Origin of the sequence: Pseudomonas sp. NY15372, from assembly GCF_048068215.1 — a bacterium.
In the GTDB taxonomy this organism is placed as follows: Bacteria; Pseudomonadota; Gammaproteobacteria; order Pseudomonadales; family Pseudomonadaceae; genus Aquipseudomonas; species Aquipseudomonas guariconensis_A.
In genome coordinates, this window is sequence record NZ_JBLUPY010000003.1 from 210,139 (window position 1) to 228,579 (window position 18,441).

Below are 18,441 nucleotides of genomic sequence, written 5' to 3' on the forward strand. Positions count from 1 at the left end.
GGCTTTCGAGAGACGCGATCAGGATCAGAAGATGCTGATCGGGTACTCGACGAATACGCGGACTTCGTTGCCGTCGTCGTTGTAGCCGTTCTGGCGAACTGCGGTATTGGTGCGTACGAAGGAGCTACGCAGCTTGACCGACAGGTCCTTGGCCGGGCCTTCTTGGACGACGTAACGGATCTGGTTGAAGATCTCGCGCTCCTTGCCCTCACCGAAGCCCTGCGGGTTGGCCGCGTTGCGGGTGTTGATGTTGTCACCCACGACATAGGCGACCTTGTAGGTCAGGCCTGGGATACCGAAGGCACCGAAGTCCAGACCGTAGCCCAACTGCCAGGAGCGTTCGTCCTCGGCGTTGAAGTCGGACCAGTAGGAGTTGGCCAGGTAGATGGTCGAACCACCGTCGCCCACGCCACCACGGTTCTGGTACCAGCCGTAGTTGTAGCCGGTGTCACCGGTGCTGCGCTGGTGCGCCAAGGTGATCGAGTGCGGGCCGAAGGCGTAGGTGGCTGCCAGGCTCCAGATGGTGTTGGAGTCGCCGTTCAGGCCGGCGGCACGCACGTACTTGTTGTCGATGTCCGACTTGTAGCCGTTGAAGTCCAGGGTCAGGGACTGGTCGGCCGCGATCGGGAAGACGTAGTTCAGGCCCAGGTAGTGCTTCTTCATGACATCTTCGTTGTCGGCGGTGTACAGCGCCGCGGTGAAGTTGTCGGTGAACTTGTAGCTACCGCCGAACACGTTGATCGACTTCAGGCCACCGCTGTCACGGCCCTCGGCGCTCTTGCGCGCTTCCTGGGTGAAGCGACCGGCGTTCAGCTCCAGGCCTTTGATCTCCTTGGAGGTAATCAGGGTGCCGGTGAAGCTCTCTGGCAGCAGGCGGGCGTCGTCGTATTGCAGCACGGGCAGGGCCGGCATCTGGTCACCGTACTTGAGCACGGTGTTGGAAACACGGAACTTCACTGCCGCGCCGCCACGGGCGAGGTTGTGCGGGGAGTTGGCCGGTGCAGTGTCGCTCGGCTTGAAGAAGTCGACACCAGCACCACCGTTGTGGCCCTTGCCGCCGTCCAGGCGAATGGCGTACAGGCCGAAGGCATCGACGCCCACGCCCACGGTGCCCTGGGTGAAGCCGGAATTGAAGGTGCCGATGAAGGCCTGGCCCCACTCGATCTGGTCGTCGGTGCCATGCTTCTTGTCGCGGTTGATGTAAGCGTTGCGCAGAAGGACGTTAGCGTGGCTGTCCTTGATAAAGCCCTTGCTTTCGGCCTGCTCGTTGGCCTGGGCCTGGGTCGCGGCGATCATCGCCAGTGCGACCAGGCTGATCCTGGTTTTCAACATCTTGTTTTCCTTATTTCTTAATCAAAAACGCTCTGCACTATGACGCCAGGAACCAACGCCCCTTCGTAGGTTCGACGCTATGCGGATCCAGACTGAAAGGCCCGCCATGGTCGGGAGCGGGCCTTGTTCAGAAGCATGGCCAAGTCATGGCCAGCAGGCGTTGGACGAATCCTAGCCGCCCCTGCTTCGGAATGTCAAAAAATCGTGAAATGCAGGTCGTTATAACCAAATTCTCTGGTTCATCCAGGGTATTTTCAGACATATCCCGGCCAGCTTGAGAAATTTCCTCTAGTAGATCGGCTTTCCGGTGAAACAGGATCCCTTCTGTGGTCTGCATGCCCACTTGGCGCTTATTCATCCGAGACATGGCGGCCCAGAGCGACGGCAACGGTGTTTTTTACAAACTGAAACATATGTAAAGACAAGCGCTGACAAATATCTGTGCAATCGCTAATAACTCCCATTAACATCCGCACCCTTTTTTCACATACCTTAGTTTGCGGATGCACCCATGCCTGTTCCTTGTCGTCTCTCACGCTTGACCCTGGGCCTGTCGCTGATTTGCAGCGCGGGCCTGGCCAGCGCTGCCACCACTTTCTTGCCGGAACTGTCGGTCACCGCCGACAGCGAACGGGAAGAAGACAATCCACGGGTACGCGAGGTCAGTACCGCCACGCGCACCTCGACCCCGGTACGCTACGTGCCCCAGGCGATCGACACAGTGAAGGCCCGCAACAGCCTGGACTACGGCCACTACAGCCTGGGCAAGGCGCTCGAAGGCATCCCCAACGTCAGCAGCGGCGCCGACACCCGCTTCGACAGCCTACGCATCCGCGGCTTCGACGCCAGCAACGACTTCTACCTGGACGGTGTGCGCGACGACAGCCAGTACACCCGCGACCTGCATAACATCGAACGGGTCGAGGTGCTCAAGGGCCCCGCTGCGGTGCTCTATGGCCGTGGCAGCCAGGGCGGTATCGTCAACCGGGTGAGCAAGGCGCCGGAGCATGGCCGCCGCTCCAGCGTCGAAGCCCAGGCCGGCAGCGAAGACCTGCGTAGCCTGTACGCCGACCTTAACGCCGACCCGACCGACACCATCAGCCTGCGCCTGAACCTGGGCAACCAGGACAACAACAGTTTCCGCGACGGCATCGACGGCAGCCGCCAGCTGTTCGCACCGTCCATGAGCTGGCAACTGACCCCTGAGCTGAACTGGTTGGTGCAATACGAGTACAGCCGCTATAACCGCACACCCGACCGGGGCATTCCAGGTAACCCGCTGACCGGCCGGCCCGCCGATGTCAGCCGCCATACCACCTACGGCGATACCCAGCGCGACTACATCGACGACCGCGCGCAGACCCTACGCTCGCGGCTGAACTACGAGCTCAACGATCAATGGCAGCTGCGCCACACGCTGAGCCTGTTCACCCTGGAAAGCGACTTCGACAACACCTACCAGACCGCCTATAACCCCGCCACCGGCCTGGTCAGCCGCCAGCGCTGGCAGCAGGACCTGAGCACCCGCAACCTGTTCAACACCGTGGAGCTGGAAGGCCGCGTGCAAACCTACGGGCTCGAGCACACGTTGCTGGTCGGCCTGGAGATAGGTGAGCAGCGACGCAATTCGCTGTTGCACTCGGGTGGCAGCAGCGTGCCCTCGGTGCCGCTGTCCGGTGCGACACCCGCGCATCAGCACAACGGCGCGATGAAGGTTTCCAGCGACAACCACACCGAGGTGCAGAGCGCCGGCCTGTACCTGCAGGACCAGATCCGCCTGAACGATCAATGGCAACTGCTCGCCGGCGTGCGCTTCGACCGCTTCGAAGTCCAGACCACCAGCAAGCTGAAGAACCTCACCGAAAAGCAGGAGAGCACCAGCACCAGCCCTCGCCTGGGCGTGGTCTATTCACCCTGGCGCGACCATTCCTTCTATGCCTCCTGGAGCAAGACCTTCTCGCCGGTGGGCGGCGGGCTGATCGGCATAACACCTGGTGCGCCCGGCAACGGCAACGATGCAGGCCCGGAGCTGACCCGGCAGAAGGAGATCGGGGTCAAGAGCGACTGGCTGGACGAGCGCCTGAGCACCACCCTGGCCATCTATGAACTGGAACTGTACAACCGGCGTACCCGCGACCCGAACAACCCGGACCTGATCCAGCTCAGCGGCCTGCAGCGTTCGCGCGGTATCGAGCTGACCGCCATGGGCAACCTCGTCGGCAACTGGTATGTACGCGGTGGCATCGGCTTGCAGGATGCGATCATCGCCAAGGACAACAACGGCCAGCAAGGCAACCGCATCAACGATGTGGCCAAGCGCAACGCCAGCCTGTTCGTTACCTGGAAGCCCGAGCTTGGCTGGTACGCCGAGACCGGCCTGACCCTGGTGGGCGAACGCTATGCCGACAACCAGAACACCGTCCTGCTGCCAGGGTATGGCCGCTGGGATGCCCTGGCCGGCTACCGCACCCGTGACTGGGACGTGCGGGCGGCCCTGAGCAACATCACCGACAAGACCTACTACAGTTCGGCGACCAGTGCCGGGCAGATCCAGTTCGGTGATCCACGCAGCCTGGTGGTGACCGGGACCTACGCGTTCTGATGATGACCTTTGGGGGCGCTGCGCGCCCCATCGCGGGGCAAGCCCGCTCCCACGGAGGTGCGTTGTTCTCTGCGCGACAGCGCAGCCCGAAGGGCTGGGTGATCTCCTACAAGATCATGTAGGCCCCAAGATTGGTGGAGGCCTGTGGGAGCGGGCTTGTCCCGCGATGGGGCCTCGCTTTCTCAATGCCAAACCGCGATCAAGGCCTCGAGCTCGGCCTCGCTGAGCAGCCCTTGTGGATATCGCCCACCCAACAGCCGCCTCGGATCGTCCACCTCAGCCCGAGTGTTTCCATGCTGCCTCAACCATTGCGCCAGGCGCCGGAACGACTCGTGATCCATCGTCGGACGAGAAACAGCTGCATTGTTCATGTCCACATGCTCTCCTGGGGCCGGTGAGCGCCTAAGGTACTGTGCTTTTGTTACAGAAAGGCATCGCCCTATCTCTCTGAAATCTATGAAAAAACGAAATAAAAAAAGGCCACCCCCTGCCAAGGAAAGTGGCCCTGAAACGCTTGCCTGCGGTCGGTCGCGGCTTAGATATTCGGCACCTTCTGCCAGACCTTCGGGCGGAAGAACAACGTCTCCCCGCGCGCCAGCCCGCTCAGGCTGTCGTGGTCCTTCACCACCTCCGCCTCGATCAACTCGCTCTGGCCCGGCACCTTCAAGGTAACGCGCGTGGTCGCGCCAAGCGGCCGGATGTCGCGCACTTCAGCGGCCTGGTGACCCTCGGTCTCGTGCCGCGACAGCGACACCTCGTGGGGGCGGAACAGCACATGCTGGCCTTCGCTCAGGCTCAGGCGGTTGGAATCGCCCAGGAAGTGGTAGACGAAATCGTTGGCCGGGTTTTCATACACCTCGCCCGGCGAGCCGATCTGCTCGATCACACCCTTGTTCATCACCACGATGCGGTCGGCCACTTCCATGGCCTCTTCCTGGTCATGGGTCACGAACACCGAGGTCAGGTTGATGTCCTCATGCAGGCGCGCCAGCCAACGGCGCAGTTCCTTGCGCACCTTGGCATCCAGGGCACCGAACGGCTCGTCGAGCAGCAGCACCTTCGGCTCCACTGCCAGGGCGCGGGCCAAGGCGATACGCTGGCGCTGGCCACCGGAAAGCTGTTCGGGGTAGCGGTCGGCAAGCCAGTCGAGCTGAACCATGTTCAACAGCTCATGGACCTTCTCGGCGATGCGGCTCTCGCTCGGGCGCTCGCCCTTGGGCTTCATGCGCAGGCCGAAGGCGACGTTGTCGAACACGCTCATGTGGCGGAACAAGGCATAGTGCTGGAACACGAACCCAACGTTGCGATCACGCACATCGTGGCCGGACACATCCTCGCCGTGGAACACGATGCTGCCCTGGTCCGGCGTCTCGAGGCCGGCGATGATCCGCAGCAGGGTGGTCTTGCCGCAGCCGGAAGGCCCGAGCAGAGCCACCAACTCGCCGCTGTTGATATCCAGGTTGATGTTGTCCAGGGCCTGGAAGGCGTTGAAGCGCTTGCTGACGTTACGAACTTCGATCGACATGAATTATTCCTCCGCTGCGCCGTGGCGCAGGCGGTTAATACGGTTCTCGCTCCACTGCTTGAGCAGCAGGATGAAGAGCGCCAGGATCAGCAGCAGGCTGGCCACGCTGAAGGCCGCGACATGGTTGTACTCGTTGTAGAGGATCTCCACGTGCAACGGCAGGGTGTTGGTAACGCCGCGAATATGCCCGGACACCACCGACACCGCGCCGAACTCGCCCATCGCCCGCGCGGTGCACAGCACCACGCCGTAGATCAGGCCCCACTTGATGTTCGGCAGGGTCACATGCCAGAACATCTGCCAGCCATTGGCGCCCAGCAGTCGTGCGGCTTCCTCTTCCTGGGAGCCCTGCTCCTGCATCAGCGGGATCAACTCGCGAGCGACGAAGGGCACGGTGACGAAGATGGTCGCCAGGACGATGCCCGGCAGGGCGAAGACGATCTGGATATCGTGGTCCTGCAGCCACGGGCCGAACAGGCCCTGGGCGCCGAACATCAGCACATAGACCAAGCCGGCGATCACCGGCGAGACCGAGAACGGCAGGTCGATCAGGGTGACCAGGATGCTCTTGCCACGGAAGTTGTACTTGCTCACGCACCAGGCCGCGCTGACGCCGAACACCAGGTTCAGCGGCACCGAGATGGCCACGGCGAGCAAGGTGAGCTTCAGGGCCGAAAGGGCGTCAGGCTCGAAGATCGCCTCGAAGAAGGTGCCGAAGCCGTTCTTCAACGCCTGGGACACCACGATGAACAGCGGCAACAGCAGGAACAGCACGAACACCAGCCAGGCCAGGCCGATCAATACGCGACGCGAGGTGGCGCTGCCCCTGCGGGCAGCGTTGGCCGCAGCGGCGGCGCCAAGGGATGAACTGGACATCTACCGGGCCTCCTTCAAGGGGTTTCGATACGGCGCTGCAGCAGGTTGATCAGCAGCAGCAGGATGAAGGAAACCACCAGCATCAGCACGCCGATGGCAGTGGCGCCGGTGTAGTCGTACTGGTCCAGCTTGACCATGATCAAGAGCGGCAGGATCTCGGTCTTCATCGGCATGTTGCCGGCGATGAAGATCACCGAACCGTACTCGCCCACGCCACGGGCAAACGCCAGGGCGAAGCCGGTCAGCCAAGCCGGCAGCAGCGCCGGCGCCAGCACGTGGCGGAACACCTGCAACGGCTTGGCGCCCAGGCAGGCCGCGGCCTCTTCGACTTCCCGCGGGATATCGGCCAGTACCGGCTGCACCGTGCGCACCACGAACGGCAGCGTGACGAAGGTCAGCGCCAGGGTGATGCCCAGCGGGGTGTAGGCGATCTTGAAGCCCAGGTCGGTGGCGAACTGCCCCACCCAGCCGGCCGGTGCGTACAGCGCCGTCAGGGCAATACCCGCCACAGCCGTGGGCAGGGCGAACGGCAGGTCGATCATCGCATCGATGACCTTGCGTCCCGGGAAGTCGTAGCGCACCAGCACCCAGGCCAGCAGGGTGCCGATCACACCATTGATGAGCGCGGCGAACAGCGCGGTGCCGAAGCTCAGTTTCAACGCCGCGAGTACTCGCGGTGCGCTGACCACGGCCCAGAACTGGTCCCAGGTCAGCTGCGCGGCGTGTACGAACATGGCAGCCAGCGGTATGAGCACAATCAGGCTGAGGTACACCAAGGTGTAGCCCAGTGTCAGCCCGAAGCCGGGTATGACGGGGGAAATACGACGTGACATAAAGGTCCCTGGTTGAACGCACGAAGCCCGAGAGCGCTCTCGGGCTGGTGCAGGCTTCTGAATCCTGGGGCTGCTTTGCAGCCCATCGCTGGCAAGCCAGCTCCCACAGGCCTGAGAGCCGCGCGATTCCTGTGGGAGCCGGCTTGCCGGCGATGGGCCGCAAAGCGGCCCCGCTTTTCCTTGGCGATCACTGTGCCTGATAGATCTGGTCGAAGACACCGCCGTCGTTGAAGAACTTGGGTTGTGCAGTCTTCCAGCCACCGAAGTCCTTGTCGATGGTCACCAGTTCCAGTTTCGGGAATTGCTTGCCGAACTCGGCCGCAACTTTCTCGTCACGCGGACGGTAGAAGTTCTCGGCGGCGATCTGCTGGCCCGCCGGGCTGTACAGGTGCTTCAAGTACTCGGTGGCGATGTCGATGTTGCCCTTCTTCTCGGCGTTCTTGTCCACCACCGCCACCGGCGGCTCGGCGAGGATCGACAGGGAGGGCACGACGATCTCGAACTTGTCGCTGCCGCCGTCTTCCTTCAATGCCAGGAAGGCCTCGTTCTCCCAGGCCAACAGTACATCGCCCTGGCCATTGTTGACGAAGGTGATGGTCGAGCCCCGGGCACCGGTATCGAGCACCGGCACATGCTTGAACAGCGCCTGCACGTATTCCTTGGCCTTGTCCTCGCTGCCACCGGTCTTCAGGCCATAGGCCCAGGCCGCCAGGAAGTTCCAGCGTGCACCGCCGGAGGTCTTGGGGTTTGGAGTGATGACGGAGACATCCGGCTTGATCAAGTCGCCCCAGTCCTTGATGCCCTTGGGGTTGCCCTTGCGCACCAGGAACACGATGGTCGAGGTGTAGGGGGTACTGGCATCCGGCAGGCGGCTTTGCCAGTCGGCGGGCAGGCTCTTGCCGAGCTTGGCCACCTCGTCGATGTCACCCGCCAGGGCCAGGGTCACCACATCGGCGCGCAGGCCATCGATCACCGCCCGCGCCTGCTTGCCCGAGCCCCCGTGGGACTGCTGGATCTTCACCTTGTCGTCTGGGTGCGTGGCCTGCCAGTGCTTGATGAACTCGGCGTTGTACTGCTGGTAAAGCTCGCGGGTCGGGTCGTAGGACACGTTCAACAGTTCGTAGTCCTTGGCGATCGCGGAACCGGCAAAAACGGCACTGGCCAGGGCGGCAAGCGCATAACGGCGGATGGACATGGTGAAGCTCCCGATTGGCATTTTTTCTAGTTTGTAGGTGATGCGCGATCAGCCGGACTTGTTGCCGGGCTGCTGCAGGCGGAACTTCTCCTTGCGCTCGATCTGCACGACCTGGGCGTTGTGCACGGTGATCTCTACCGCGCCGAAGCGCAGGTCACGCAGGGCGCTCTGGATCTCACGCAGAATGGTGGCTTCGTCCTGGCCGTCGATGCTACGCACGGATGCACTCATGCTCGTTCTCCTTGTCAATGAAGTGCCGGGCAGAGGAAGGGGATTGCGCCTGGCTTGAGGGCAATCTTAGAGAGCGGCATTTATTCTGAAAAATACTGTTTAAGAATTTTTATATAACTATTTTAAAAATTCTACGCCGCCCCTTTCTGTAGGAGCGGCCTTGTGCCGCGATGGGGCGCGAAGCGGCCCTGAATCCAGCTTGCGCGAGATGCCTGGTGAACCGCATTGGTTAATTCAAGGGCCGCTTCGCGCCCCATCGCGGCACAAGGCCGCTCCTACAGGGGCGCGTGTTTTGGTCAGGCTTTTTCCGGCTCGCGGATCTTGTACCAGGCCACGTACAGCGCCGGCAGGAACAGCAGCGTCAGCAGCGTTGCACTGATGATGCCGCCGATCATGGCGTAGGCCATCGGCCCCCAGAACACTTCCCGGGCGATCGGGATCATGCCCAGGCTGGCGGCGGCGGCGGTGAGCAGGATCGGCCGGCGTCGGTGGTTGGTGGCCTCCACCACCGCATCCCAGGGCGAAAGGCCCTGTTCGCGGAACTCGTCGATCTGGGTGACCAGGATCACCGAGTTGCGGATGATGATGCCGGCCAGGGCGAGGATGCCGAGGATCGCCACAAAGCCCATGGGCGTACCGGTCGGCACCAGGGCCAGGACCACACCGATCAGTCCCAGCGGCGCCACGCTGACCACCAGGAACAGCTTCTGCACGCTGTGCAGCTGGATCATCAGGAACGTCGCCATCAGGAACAGCATCAAGGGGATCACCTTGGCGATCGGCCCTTGGGCCTTGCTGCTTTCCTCCACCGTGCCGCCGGTGGCCACTTCATAGCCGACCGGCAGTTGGCTGGCGAACTCGTCGATCTTTGGCTTGAGCTGGGCGACCAGGTCGGTGGGCTGGATGTCGCCGTTGACCGAGGCCTTGATGGTGATGGTCGGCTTGCGATCGCGACGCCACACCAATGGCTGCTCCAGTTCATAGCGCACCGTGGCGAACGCCAGCAACGGGATCGATGTGCCGTTGGGGGTGAGGATCTGCAGGTTCTGCAAGGTGTCGGGCGAGCCACGCTCGCTGTCTTCGGCACGCGCAACCACATTGACCAGATAGATGTTGTCGTTGACCTGGGTGACCGGCACACCGGTGACGATGCTGTTCATCACGTTGGCCACATCCTCGGACGACAGCCCCAGCTGGCGCGCCTTGTCCTGGGCGATCTCGACCCGCAGCACTTTGCCGGGCTCGTTCCAGTCGTAGATCATCTCGCCGATATGCTCGTTGGCATCGAGCAGGGTCGCAAGCTCGATGGCATGCCGGCGCACCTGGTCGATGTCCTTGCCGCTGACCCGGTACTGGATCGGCCGGCCTACCGGCGGGCCCATTTCCAGCGACTGGACGTTGGTGCCGATGCCGACGAAGTCCTTGCGCAAGCGCTCCTGCAGGCGCGCCATGAGCTCACCACGTTCCTCGAAGCCCTTGCTGACGATCACGAACTGGGCGTAGTAGGGATTCTGCAACTGTTGGTCCAGAGGCAGGTAGAAGCGGATCGCGCCCTGGCCGATGTAGGTGCTCCAGCGCTCGATGGTCGGGTCACCCTTGAGCGTCGCCTCGAAGCGGTCGACCACCTTGCGGGTTTCCTCGATCGAGGCATTCTGCGGCAGGTTGAGGTCAACGAGGATCTCCGGGCGGTCCGAGGATGGGAAGAACTGGTTCTGCACGAAGCGCATGCAGACCACCGACAGCACGAATAACACGATGGTACCGATCACGGTCAGCCAGCGGTTGCGCATGCACCACAACAGGCCGTGCTCGAACGCCCGGCCCACGCGCCCGGGCTCGGCTTCATGGGCCTTGAGTTTGTTGCTGTTGAGGATATGCACGCCCAGCACCGGGGCGAAGAACACCGCCACCACCCAGGACACCAACAACGCCACCGCGATCACTGCGAACAAGGTATAGGTGTATTCGCCAGCGGAACTGGCGTTGAGCCCGATCGGCACGAAGCCGGCCACGGTCACCAGGGTACCGGTCAGCATAGGGAAGGCGGTCGAGGTATAGGCGAAGGTCGCTGCCTGCTCCTTGCTTTCGCCCATCTCCAGGCGCGTGACCATCACTTCCACGGTGATCATCGCGTCATCCACCAGCAGGCCCAGGGCGATGATCAACGCACCGAGGGAGATCCGCTGCATGGTGATACCGCTGTACTCCATGAACACGAAGACCATGGCCAGCACCAGCGGAATGGAGCAGGCCACCACCAGGCCCGCGCGCACGCCAAGGCTGACGAAACTCACCGCCAGCACGATCACCACCGCCTCGAACAGGGCACTGGTGAAGCCGCCGACCGCCTGCTTGACCACCACCGCCTGGTCCGACACGGTATGCACGCCGATCCCCACCGGCAAATCGTTGATCACGCGGCCCATGCGCGCCTTGAGCCGCTGGCCGAACACCTGGATATTACCGCCGGCCTTCATACCGATGGCCAGGCCGATCGCGTCCTGCCCGTTGTAGCGGAACATCGGCGACGGCGGGTCGACATAACCGCGCTCGATGTCGGCGATATCGGCCAAACGGAAGAAACGATCGTTGATCCGCAGGTTGACGGTCTCAAGGTCCTTTTCCGAGGCGAACTGCCCGGTGGTACGCACGGAGATGCGCTCGGGGCCGGCTTCGATGACCCCGGCCGGCGTCACCGCGTTCTGCGATTGCAGGGCCTGCATGACCTGGCGCTGATCGATCCCCAGCGCCGCCAGCTTGCGGGTCGAGAAGTTCAGGTAGAGCACTTCGTCCTGGGTGCCGACCATCTCGATCTTGCCAATGTTGGGCACATCACGGACTTCGGCCCGAGCCTGCTCCACGTAGTCGCGCAACTGGCGCATGGTCAGGCCGTCGGCGGTAAAGGCATAGATCGAGCCGAACACGTCGCCGAACTCGTCGTTGAAGCCCGGCCCCTGGATACCCGATGGAAACTGGCCGCGGATGTCCTGGATCTTCTTGCGCACCTGGTACCAGATCTGTGGGATGTCCTTGCCCTTGGTGGTATCCCGCAAGTTGACATAGACCGTGGATTCGCCCGGGCGGGTATAGCTCTTGGTGTAGTCGAGGGAGTCGAGCTCCTCGAGCTTCTTCTCGATGCGGTCGGTGACCTGGTACAGCATCTCGTCCTGGGTGGCGCCGGGCCAGCGGGTCTGGATGACCATGGTCTTGATGGTGAAGGACGGGTCTTCTTCTCGCCCGAGGTTGAAGTACGAGAAGATCCCCATCAGCAGCCCGACGAACATCAGGTACCAGACGAAGGATTGATGCCTGAGTGCCCATTCGGACAGGTTGAAGCTTCCTTTCATTGCGCGTCCTCGTCGAATGCGACCTTCTGCCCTGGCTTGAGGCTGTTGACGCCAGCGGTGACCACACGCTCGCCCGGTTGCACGCCAGAAGCCAGGACGATGCTGCTGGCGGTGCGCTCGATCAGGGTGACGTCACGGGTCGCCACGGTCTTGCGTTGCGGGTCGATCACCCATACCTGAGGCTTGCCGGCGCCTTCGAACAGGGCACTGAGCGGCAGCTCGCTGCGCGGCGACACGGCGGAGGTCAACGTGACGCTGATCGCCGTGCCCAGATGGAAGGCATCCGGGGTGCTGGCCAGCGTCAGCCGCGCACGCCGGGTGCGGGTAGTGGCATCGGCCTGGGGCTCGAGCTCGCGCAGGGTGGCGGTGGTGTTGATGGCAGGGTCCAGTTGCGAGGCGACGGTGAAGGTCAATGCCTTGCTGAGCTGCTCGGCGAGGGTGATCGGCAGGTCGATCACCGCTTCCTTTACGTCCGGCCGCGCCAGAGTGACCACGGCCTGGCCGGCGCTGACCGTCTGCCCGGCCTCGGCCTGCCAGGCGGTGACCACGGCGGCGTGGTCGGTGCGCAAGGTGCTGTAGTCGAGCTGGTCGCGGGCCTGGCTGACCGCCGAGCGGGCCTGTTCCAGAGCAGCACCGGTGGTCTTCAGGTCGGTCTGGGCGATGTCCAGCTGAGCCTGGGCACCCACGCCCCGATCGTAGAGTTGCTGTTGCCGACGCGCGTTGGCCTGGGCGTTGATCCACTGCGCCTCGACCTTGGCCAGATCGCCTTCGGCAGCACGCAGTTGGTTCTGCTGGTCGGTCGGGTCGAGGGTGGCCAAGGTGTCGCCGGGCTGCACCTGGGCACCTACATCGACCCAGCGACGCGCGATGCGCCCCGATACCCGAAAGCCAAGGGTGCTCTCGAATCGTGCCTGGATGCTGCCGGCGAACCGGCCCAGCTGTGAGTGCACCTGCGGCTCGACCACCACGGACAGTACCGGGCGCACCGGCACGGGGGCTTCTTCATCACTGCTGCACGCAGCCAGCGTAACACCGGCGCACAGCACCAGCAGCAAGCGTTTCATGGGGCGGCTCCTCCATCCTTGGCATCGACTTTCTCCACCTGCATACCCGGATGCAGCAACTGGCCGCCACTGACGACGACGGTTTCGCCACTCTTGAGGCCCTCGGCGACGACGATCTTGCCCGTGAGATAACGCGAAACCTGGACCTTGCGCAGGTCGACCTTGTCGCCCTCGCCCACCACCCATACCGCCGGCTCGTGCAACGCCTTGGTCAAGGCCGACCAGGGCAGTTCGATGCTCGGCCGGCCCTGGGCGTTGGCCGTTGCCGTCACCGGCGAGCCCAACTGCATGCCCGGCGGCACGTTGCGCAAGGCCACCTTGACCTGCACCGTGCCGCTCTGGGCGGACACCGTCGGGGTGATTTCACGCACACGGCCTTCGGCCTTGACCTGGGGGTTGTCCAGCAGGCTCACCGTCACGCCTTCGTCGCTGGGAGGTGCCACCAACAGAGACTCGTAGACATTGAACACCGCATCACGGTCGCCATCACGGGCCAGGCTGAAGATCGGCATGGTCGCCTGCACCACCTGGCCGACTTCGGCCTGGCGCGCGGTGATCACCCCATCGGCTTCGGACACCAGGGCCGTATAGCTCAGTTGCTCGCGGGCATTGGCCAGCTGCGCCTGGGCGGCCTTGAGCGCGCTCTGGCTGCTGCGCAGGGCCGCTTCGGCGGAGTCGTACTCGCTCTGGCTGGTATAGCCCTTGGGCAGCAGCTTCTGCTGGCGGACGAAGGCGGCACTGGCCTGGGTCACCCGGGCCTGCTCGGCGAACACCTCGGCCTTGGCCGAGTCGACAGTGTTCTGCAGGTCCTTGGGGTCCAGGCGCGCCAACACCTGGTTGGCCTTGACGTGGTCACCCACATCGACGCTGCGGGAGATGATCTTGCCGCCCACGCGGAACGACAGGTCGGTCTGGACCCGCGCCTGCACATCACCGGTGAGGGTCACCCGGGCGGCGAAATCGGTGGGTTGTACCTGCAGCACGCCGACCCTGGGCAACTCGGCGGTGGATTCTTCCTTGCCACAGCCTGACAGCATGGACAGCAGCCCCAGGCAAACGACCATCAGCGGACGCGTTACCGTCATGCAGTCTCCTTGCTCGTGCCAAATGGATTGAGGGACGCCAGTGAAGCGTAGATCAGGCTTTCACAACTGGCACTGATGTGGATCCATCAAAACATTCATCGACGGGATCGGGGATACTGGCCACTCCCCGGAAGCAGGAAACTCGCATGCTCACTACCCTGGCCATTGCCAACTACCGCTCGATCAACCAGTTGATCATGCCCCTGGGGCGGTTGAACGTGATCACCGGTGCCAATGGCAGCGGCAAGTCCAACCTCTACAAGGCGTTACGCCTGCTGGCGGAGACCGCGCGCGGCGGCGTGGTCAATGCGCTGGCAGCCGAGGGCGGGCTGGACTCGACCTTCTGGGCAGGCCCTGAAAAGATCAGCCGACGCATGCTCAAGGGCGAGGTCCCCGTGGAAGGTGGGCCACGCCAGCATGTGCGCCGTCTGAAAATGGGCTTCTCCGACCAGGATTTCGGCTATGCCATCGGCTTCGGGCTGCCAGAACCAAGTCGCTCGAAGTTCGCCCTCGATCCCCAGATCAAGCACGAAGCGATCTGGGCAGGAGCCCTATGCCGCCCAGCCAGCCTGCTGGTGGAGCGCAGCGGCGCGATGTGCCGCGCTCGCGAAGGACGCCAATGGCAGGTCATGAGCCAGCACATGACCGAATTCGACAGCCTGTTCGATCAGGTGGGCAGCCTGCAGGGCTCGCCTGAAGTCCTGCTCTTGCGCGAGCGGATCCGCAGCTGGCGATTCTACGACCATTTTCGTACCGACGCGGATGCCCCTGCCCGTCACTCACGCCTGGGCACCCGCACCCCGGTGTTGCATCACGACGGGAGAGACCTGGCCGCAGCGTTGCAAACCATCAAGGAAATTGGCGATTTCGACGCACTGCAAACGGCGATCAACGATGCCTTCCCCGGTTCGAAAATCGACATCGATGCCACCCCCGGCGGTCTGTTCAGCCTGCGCTTTCACCAGGCCGGGTTGCTGCGCCCGCTGAGCGCCGCGGAACTGTCCGACGGCACCCTGCGCTACCTATTGCTGGTGGCCGCCCTGCTCACACCGCGCCCGCCCAGCATGATGGTGCTGAACGAGCCGGAAACCAGTCTGCACCCGGACCTGTTGCCCGCTCTGGCGCGCCTGATCCGGCAAGCGGCACAGCATTGCCAGGTATGGGTGGTGTCGCATGCCCCGCGGTTGGTGGCGGCGCTTGAGGAAGACGAGGCGTGCAATTCGATTCGCCTGGAGAAAGAACTGGGGCAGACAGCGATGGTCGGGCAAGGAATGCTCGATGAGCCGGCCTGGTACTGGCCGGATTGAATCATCGCGAGGCAAGCAGACGCTGTAGCTGTGAAGCGGGCTTGCCCCGCGAAAGGGCCGCAACGCGGCCCCAGGGTGAATCAGGCGGACGCCGCGACCTGGGCCGGGCGCTGGACCTGGGATGACTGGACATTCGCCATGGCACCTTCCTCGATCGCCTGCTGGATCGCGCGGCGGCGGCGCTCTTCGGCGCGGCGGCTGAAGTACCAGATCAGGAAGGTCATCAGCGACACCGACAGCAGGATCAGGCTGGCCACGGCGTTGATCTCCGGCTTCACGCCCAAACGCACCGCGGAGAATACCTCCATCGGCAAGGTGGTCGAACCCGGGCCGGACACGAAGCTGGCCAGCACCAAATCGTCCAGCGACAGGGCGAAGGACATCATGCCGCCCGCCGCCAGCGACGGCGCGATCATCGGGATGGTGATCAGGAAGAACACCTTCCACGGCTTGGCGCCCAGGTCCATGGCAGCCTCTTCGATGGACAGGTCCAGCTCACGCAGGCGCGCCGACACTACCACCGCCACATAGGCGGCACAGAAGGTGGTATGGGCGATCCAGATGGTGACGATGCCGCGCTCCTGCGGCCAGCCGATCATCTGCGCCATGGCCACGAACAGCAGCAGCAGCGACAGACCGGTGATCACCTCAGGCATCACCAGCGGCGCGGTGACCAGGCCACCGAACAGCGTGCGGCCCTTGAAGCGGGTCACCCGGGTCAGCACGAAGGCCGCCAGGGTGCCCAGCGCCACGGCAGCGACCGCGGTATAGCAGGCGATCTCCAGCGAGCGCATCACCGAACCCATCAGCTGGGCGTTGTCGAGCAGACCAACGTACCACTTCACCGACCAGCCGCCCCATACCGTCACCAGCTTCGAGGCGTTGAACGAATAGATCACCAGGATCAGCATCGGCAGGTAGATGAACAGCAAGCCGAGCACCAGCATCAGCTTGGAGAAACTGAAGCGCTTCATGCCCTGCCCTCCATTTCTTTCGCCTGGCTGCGGTTGAACAGCAGGATGGGTACGATCAGGATCGCCAGCATCACCACTGCCAGGGCGGATGCCACCGGCCAGTCACGGTTGTTGAAGAATTCCTGCCACAGCACCTTGCCGATCATCAGGGTTTCCGGGCCGCCGAGCAGTTCCGGGATCACGAATTCACCCACCACCGGGATGAACACCAGCATGCAGCCGGCGATGATGCCGTTCTTCGACAGTGGCACGGTGATCTTCCAGAAGCTGTTGAACGTACTCGAGCCAAGGTCGCTGGCCGCCTCGAGCAGGCTCGGGTCGTGCTTGACCAGGTTTGCGTACAGCGGAAGGATCATGAACGGCAGGTACGAATAGACCACGCCGATGTAGACCGCCAGGTTGGTATTGAGGATCTGCAGGGGCTGGTCGATCAGGCCGGTCCACAACAGGAAGCCATTGAGCAGGCCGTTATTGCTGAGGATCCCCATCCATGCGTAGACGCGGATCAGGATCGCGGTCCAGGTCGGCATCATGATCAGCAGCAGCAGGACGGTTTGCGTCTCCTTGCGTGCATTGGCGATGGCATAGGCCATCGGGTAGCCGATCAGCAGGCACAGCAGGGTGCTGAAGAAAGCCATCTTCAGCGAGCCGAGGTAGGCCGAGATGTACAGCTCGTCCTCGGTCAACAGGCCGTAGTTGGCCATGTTGAGTACCAGCTGGAGCTTGTCCTCGACGTAGCTGTAGATTTCCGTGTAGGGCGGGATCGCCACGTCGGCTTCGGCGAAGCTGATCTTCAGCACGATGAAGAACGGCAGCATGAAGAACAGGAACAGCCAGATGAACGGGACGCCGATCACCAGATGGCGGCCCTCCGGCTTCACCTTGTTGAATGCTCGCTTGAGCTTGCGGATGTTCATGAGCGCAGTACCACGCCGCTGTCGTCTTCCCACCACACGTACACGTCGTCGCCCCAGGTCGGGCGAGTGCCCTGGCGCTCGGCGTTGGCGACGAACGACTGCACGACCTTGCCGCTGGGCAACTCGACGTAGAACACCGAATGGCCGCCCAGGTACGCGATGTCGTGGACCTTGCCGCGCGACCAGTTGTGCTCGAAGTCTGGCTGCTGGGTCGTGACCAGCATTTTTTCCGGGCGCAGTGCGTAGGTGATGTGCTTGTCCTCGACCGAGGTCGAAACACCATGGCCGACGTAGATCTTGCGCTCGAGCTCGGGCGAGGCGATCAGCGCATGGCCTTCGGCGTCATCGATCACCTCTGCCTCGAACAGGTTGACGTTGCCGATGAACTCGCACACCAAGCGGCTGGTCGGGGTCTCGTAGATGTCTACCGGCGAGCCGATCTGGGCGATCCAGCCCAGGTGCATGATGGCGATGCGCTGGGCCATGGTCATGGCTTCTTCCTGGTCGTGGGTCACCATCACGCAGGTCACGCCCACGCGCTCGATGATCTCCACCAGTTCCAGTTGCATCTGCGAACGCAGCTTCTTGTCCAGGGCACCCATCGGCTCATCGAGCAGCAGCAGCTTGGGGCGCTTGGCCAGGGAGCGGGCCAGGGCCACGCGCTGACGCTGGCCGCCAGAGAGCTGGTGCGGCTTGCGCTTGGCGTACTGGGTCATATGCACCAGCTTGAGCATCTCGGCCACGCGGGCCTCGATCTCGGCCTTCGGCATCTTGTCCTGCTGCAGGCCGAAGGCGATATTCTGCGCCACGGTCATGTGCGGGAACAGCGCATAGGACTGGAACATCATGTTGATCGGCCGCTCGTAGGGGGGCATGTCGGTGATGTCGACGCCATCGAGGAAGATCCGCCCTTCGGTCGGGCGCTCGAAGCCAGCCAGCATGCGCAGCAAGGTCGATTTGCCGGAACCGGAGCCACCGAGCAAGGCGAAGATCTCACCTTTGCGGATTTCCAGGGACACATCGTCCACGGCTACCGTTTCGTCGAATTTTTTCGTGACCCGGTCGATCTTGACCAGCACCTGCTTGGGTTGCTGGCCACCCTCGAGGGCTTTTTTATAGGCACCGGAGGCAACTGCCATGAGTGAAACTCCCA

General features: G+C 63.1%; 14 protein-coding genes. 2 read left to right on the plus strand and 12 right to left on the minus strand.

Features of this window, described 5'->3' with window-relative positions; all coding sequences use genetic code 11:
- Positions 1–24: 24 nt before the first annotated feature.
- Positions 25–1,332 (minus strand): OprD family porin, encoded by a 1,308-nt coding sequence (locus ACNFG0_RS04160; protein ID WP_416764062.1) that lies wholly within the window; start codon positions 1,330–1,332, stop codon positions 25–27.
- Between the two features lie 511 nt (positions 1,333–1,843).
- Here ACNFG0_RS04160 and ACNFG0_RS04165 point away from each other — a divergent pair.
- On the plus strand, positions 1,844–3,934 hold the full coding sequence (locus tag ACNFG0_RS04165; RefSeq protein WP_416764063.1) for a TonB-dependent receptor: 2,091 nt from the start codon (positions 1,844–1,846) through the stop codon (positions 3,932–3,934).
- Between the two features lie 535 nt (positions 3,935–4,469).
- Here the strand turns inward: ACNFG0_RS04165 and ACNFG0_RS04170 are convergent.
- The 8 genes from ACNFG0_RS04170 to ACNFG0_RS04205 form a co-directional block, all read right to left on the minus strand.
- Entirely contained in the window at positions 4,470–5,459 is a 990-nt protein-coding gene (locus ACNFG0_RS04170; RefSeq protein WP_196143880.1) for a sulfate/molybdate ABC transporter ATP-binding protein, read from the minus strand.
- A gap of 3 nt (positions 5,460–5,462) precedes the next feature.
- The gene (gene cysW, locus ACNFG0_RS04175) at positions 5,463–6,335 is read right to left on the minus strand and encodes a sulfate ABC transporter permease subunit CysW (RefSeq protein WP_416764064.1); all 873 of its coding nucleotides are present in this window, start codon (positions 6,333–6,335) and stop codon (positions 5,463–5,465) included.
- A gap of 14 nt (positions 6,336–6,349) precedes the next feature.
- Positions 6,350–7,168, minus strand: coding sequence for a sulfate ABC transporter permease subunit CysT (gene cysT, locus ACNFG0_RS04180; protein WP_196143878.1), 819 nt, complete (start codon positions 7,166–7,168; stop codon positions 6,350–6,352).
- A 187-nt stretch (positions 7,169–7,355) separates the two neighbouring features.
- Positions 7,356–8,363, minus strand: a complete 1,008-nt coding sequence (locus ACNFG0_RS04185) for a sulfate ABC transporter substrate-binding protein (protein WP_416764065.1) — start codon at positions 8,361–8,363, stop codon at positions 7,356–7,358.
- Positions 8,364–8,411: 48 nt separating this feature from the next.
- Complete coding sequence (gene oscA, locus ACNFG0_RS04190) at positions 8,412–8,594, minus strand: sulfur starvation response protein OscA (RefSeq protein WP_070092048.1); 183 nt, start codon at positions 8,592–8,594, stop codon at positions 8,412–8,414.
- Between the two features lie 296 nt (positions 8,595–8,890).
- Entirely contained in the window at positions 8,891–11,941 is a 3,051-nt protein-coding gene (locus tag ACNFG0_RS04195) for an efflux RND transporter permease subunit (protein WP_416764066.1), read from the minus strand.
- Complete coding sequence (locus tag ACNFG0_RS04200) at positions 11,938–13,005, minus strand: efflux RND transporter periplasmic adaptor subunit (RefSeq protein ID WP_416764067.1); 1,068 nt, start codon at positions 13,003–13,005, stop codon at positions 11,938–11,940. The genes ACNFG0_RS04195 and ACNFG0_RS04200 overlap by 4 nt, the downstream gene beginning before the upstream one ends.
- Positions 13,002–14,090 (minus strand): efflux RND transporter periplasmic adaptor subunit, encoded by a 1,089-nt coding sequence (locus ACNFG0_RS04205; protein ID WP_196143874.1) that lies wholly within the window; start codon positions 14,088–14,090, stop codon positions 13,002–13,004. The genes ACNFG0_RS04200 and ACNFG0_RS04205 overlap by 4 nt, the downstream gene beginning before the upstream one ends.
- A gap of 146 nt (positions 14,091–14,236) precedes the next feature.
- Between ACNFG0_RS04205 and ACNFG0_RS04210 the strand changes: the two genes are divergently transcribed.
- Positions 14,237–15,397 carry an AAA family ATPase gene (locus tag ACNFG0_RS04210; RefSeq protein ID WP_416764068.1) on the plus strand — a complete coding sequence of 387 codons (1,161 nt, stop codon included), beginning with the start codon at positions 14,237–14,239 and terminating at the stop codon, positions 15,395–15,397.
- A gap of 80 nt (positions 15,398–15,477) precedes the next feature.
- Here the strand turns inward: ACNFG0_RS04210 and ACNFG0_RS04215 are convergent, their stop codons facing one another.
- From ACNFG0_RS04215 to ACNFG0_RS04225, 3 genes are read right to left on the minus strand one after another with little or no spacing between them, the layout of a single operon-like run.
- Positions 15,478–16,371, minus strand: coding sequence for an ABC transporter permease subunit (locus ACNFG0_RS04215; RefSeq protein WP_416764069.1), 894 nt, complete (start codon positions 16,369–16,371; stop codon positions 15,478–15,480).
- Positions 16,368–17,288: an ABC transporter permease subunit gene (locus ACNFG0_RS04220; protein WP_196143871.1), complete on the minus strand. Its 921-nt coding sequence runs from the start codon at positions 17,286–17,288 to the stop codon at positions 16,368–16,370. Before ACNFG0_RS04220 ends, ACNFG0_RS04215 begins: the two co-directional genes overlap by 4 nt.
- Entirely contained in the window at positions 17,285–18,427 is a 1,143-nt protein-coding gene (locus ACNFG0_RS04225; protein ID WP_196143870.1) for an ABC transporter ATP-binding protein, read from the minus strand. The genes ACNFG0_RS04220 and ACNFG0_RS04225 overlap by 4 nt, the downstream gene beginning before the upstream one ends.
- Between the last annotated feature and the right edge of the window lie 14 nt (positions 18,428–18,441).

Excerpts from the sequence above, each read along its gene's own strand:
- ACNFG0_RS04215 (WP_416764069.1), bottom strand. The coding sequence starts at position 16,371 with ATGAAGCGCTTCAGTTTCTCCAAGCTGATGCTGGTGCTCGGCTTGCTG.
- ACNFG0_RS04220 (WP_196143871.1), bottom strand. The coding sequence starts at position 17,288 with ATGAACATCCGCAAGCTCAAGCGAGCATTCAACAAGGTGAAGCCGGAG.
- ACNFG0_RS04170 (WP_196143880.1), bottom strand. The coding sequence starts at position 5,459 with ATGTCGATCGAAGTTCGTAACGTCAGCAAGCGCTTCAACGCCTTCCAG.
- cysW (WP_416764064.1), bottom strand. The coding sequence starts at position 6,335 with ATGTCCAGTTCATCCCTTGGCGCCGCCGCTGCGGCCAACGCTGCCCGC.
- ACNFG0_RS04185 (WP_416764065.1), bottom strand. The coding sequence starts at position 8,363 with ATGTCCATCCGCCGTTATGCGCTTGCCGCCCTGGCCAGTGCCGTTTTT.
- ACNFG0_RS04165 (WP_416764063.1), top strand. The coding sequence starts at position 1,844 with ATGCCTGTTCCTTGTCGTCTCTCACGCTTGACCCTGGGCCTGTCGCTG.
- oscA (WP_070092048.1), bottom strand. The coding sequence starts at position 8,594 with ATGAGTGCATCCGTGCGTAGCATCGACGGCCAGGACGAAGCCACCATT.
- ACNFG0_RS04205 (WP_196143874.1), bottom strand. The coding sequence starts at position 14,090 with ATGACGGTAACGCGTCCGCTGATGGTCGTTTGCCTGGGGCTGCTGTCC.
- ACNFG0_RS04210 (WP_416764068.1), top strand. The coding sequence starts at position 14,237 with ATGCTCACTACCCTGGCCATTGCCAACTACCGCTCGATCAACCAGTTG.
- cysT (WP_196143878.1), bottom strand. The coding sequence starts at position 7,168 with ATGTCACGTCGTATTTCCCCCGTCATACCCGGCTTCGGGCTGACACTG.
- ACNFG0_RS04225 (WP_196143870.1), bottom strand. The coding sequence starts at position 18,427 with ATGGCAGTTGCCTCCGGTGCCTATAAAAAAGCCCTCGAGGGTGGCCAG.
- ACNFG0_RS04160 (WP_416764062.1), bottom strand. The coding sequence starts at position 1,332 with ATGTTGAAAACCAGGATCAGCCTGGTCGCACTGGCGATGATCGCCGCG.
- ACNFG0_RS04195 (WP_416764066.1), bottom strand. The coding sequence starts at position 11,941 with ATGAAAGGAAGCTTCAACCTGTCCGAATGGGCACTCAGGCATCAATCC.
- ACNFG0_RS04200 (WP_416764067.1), bottom strand. The coding sequence starts at position 13,005 with ATGAAACGCTTGCTGCTGGTGCTGTGCGCCGGTGTTACGCTGGCTGCG.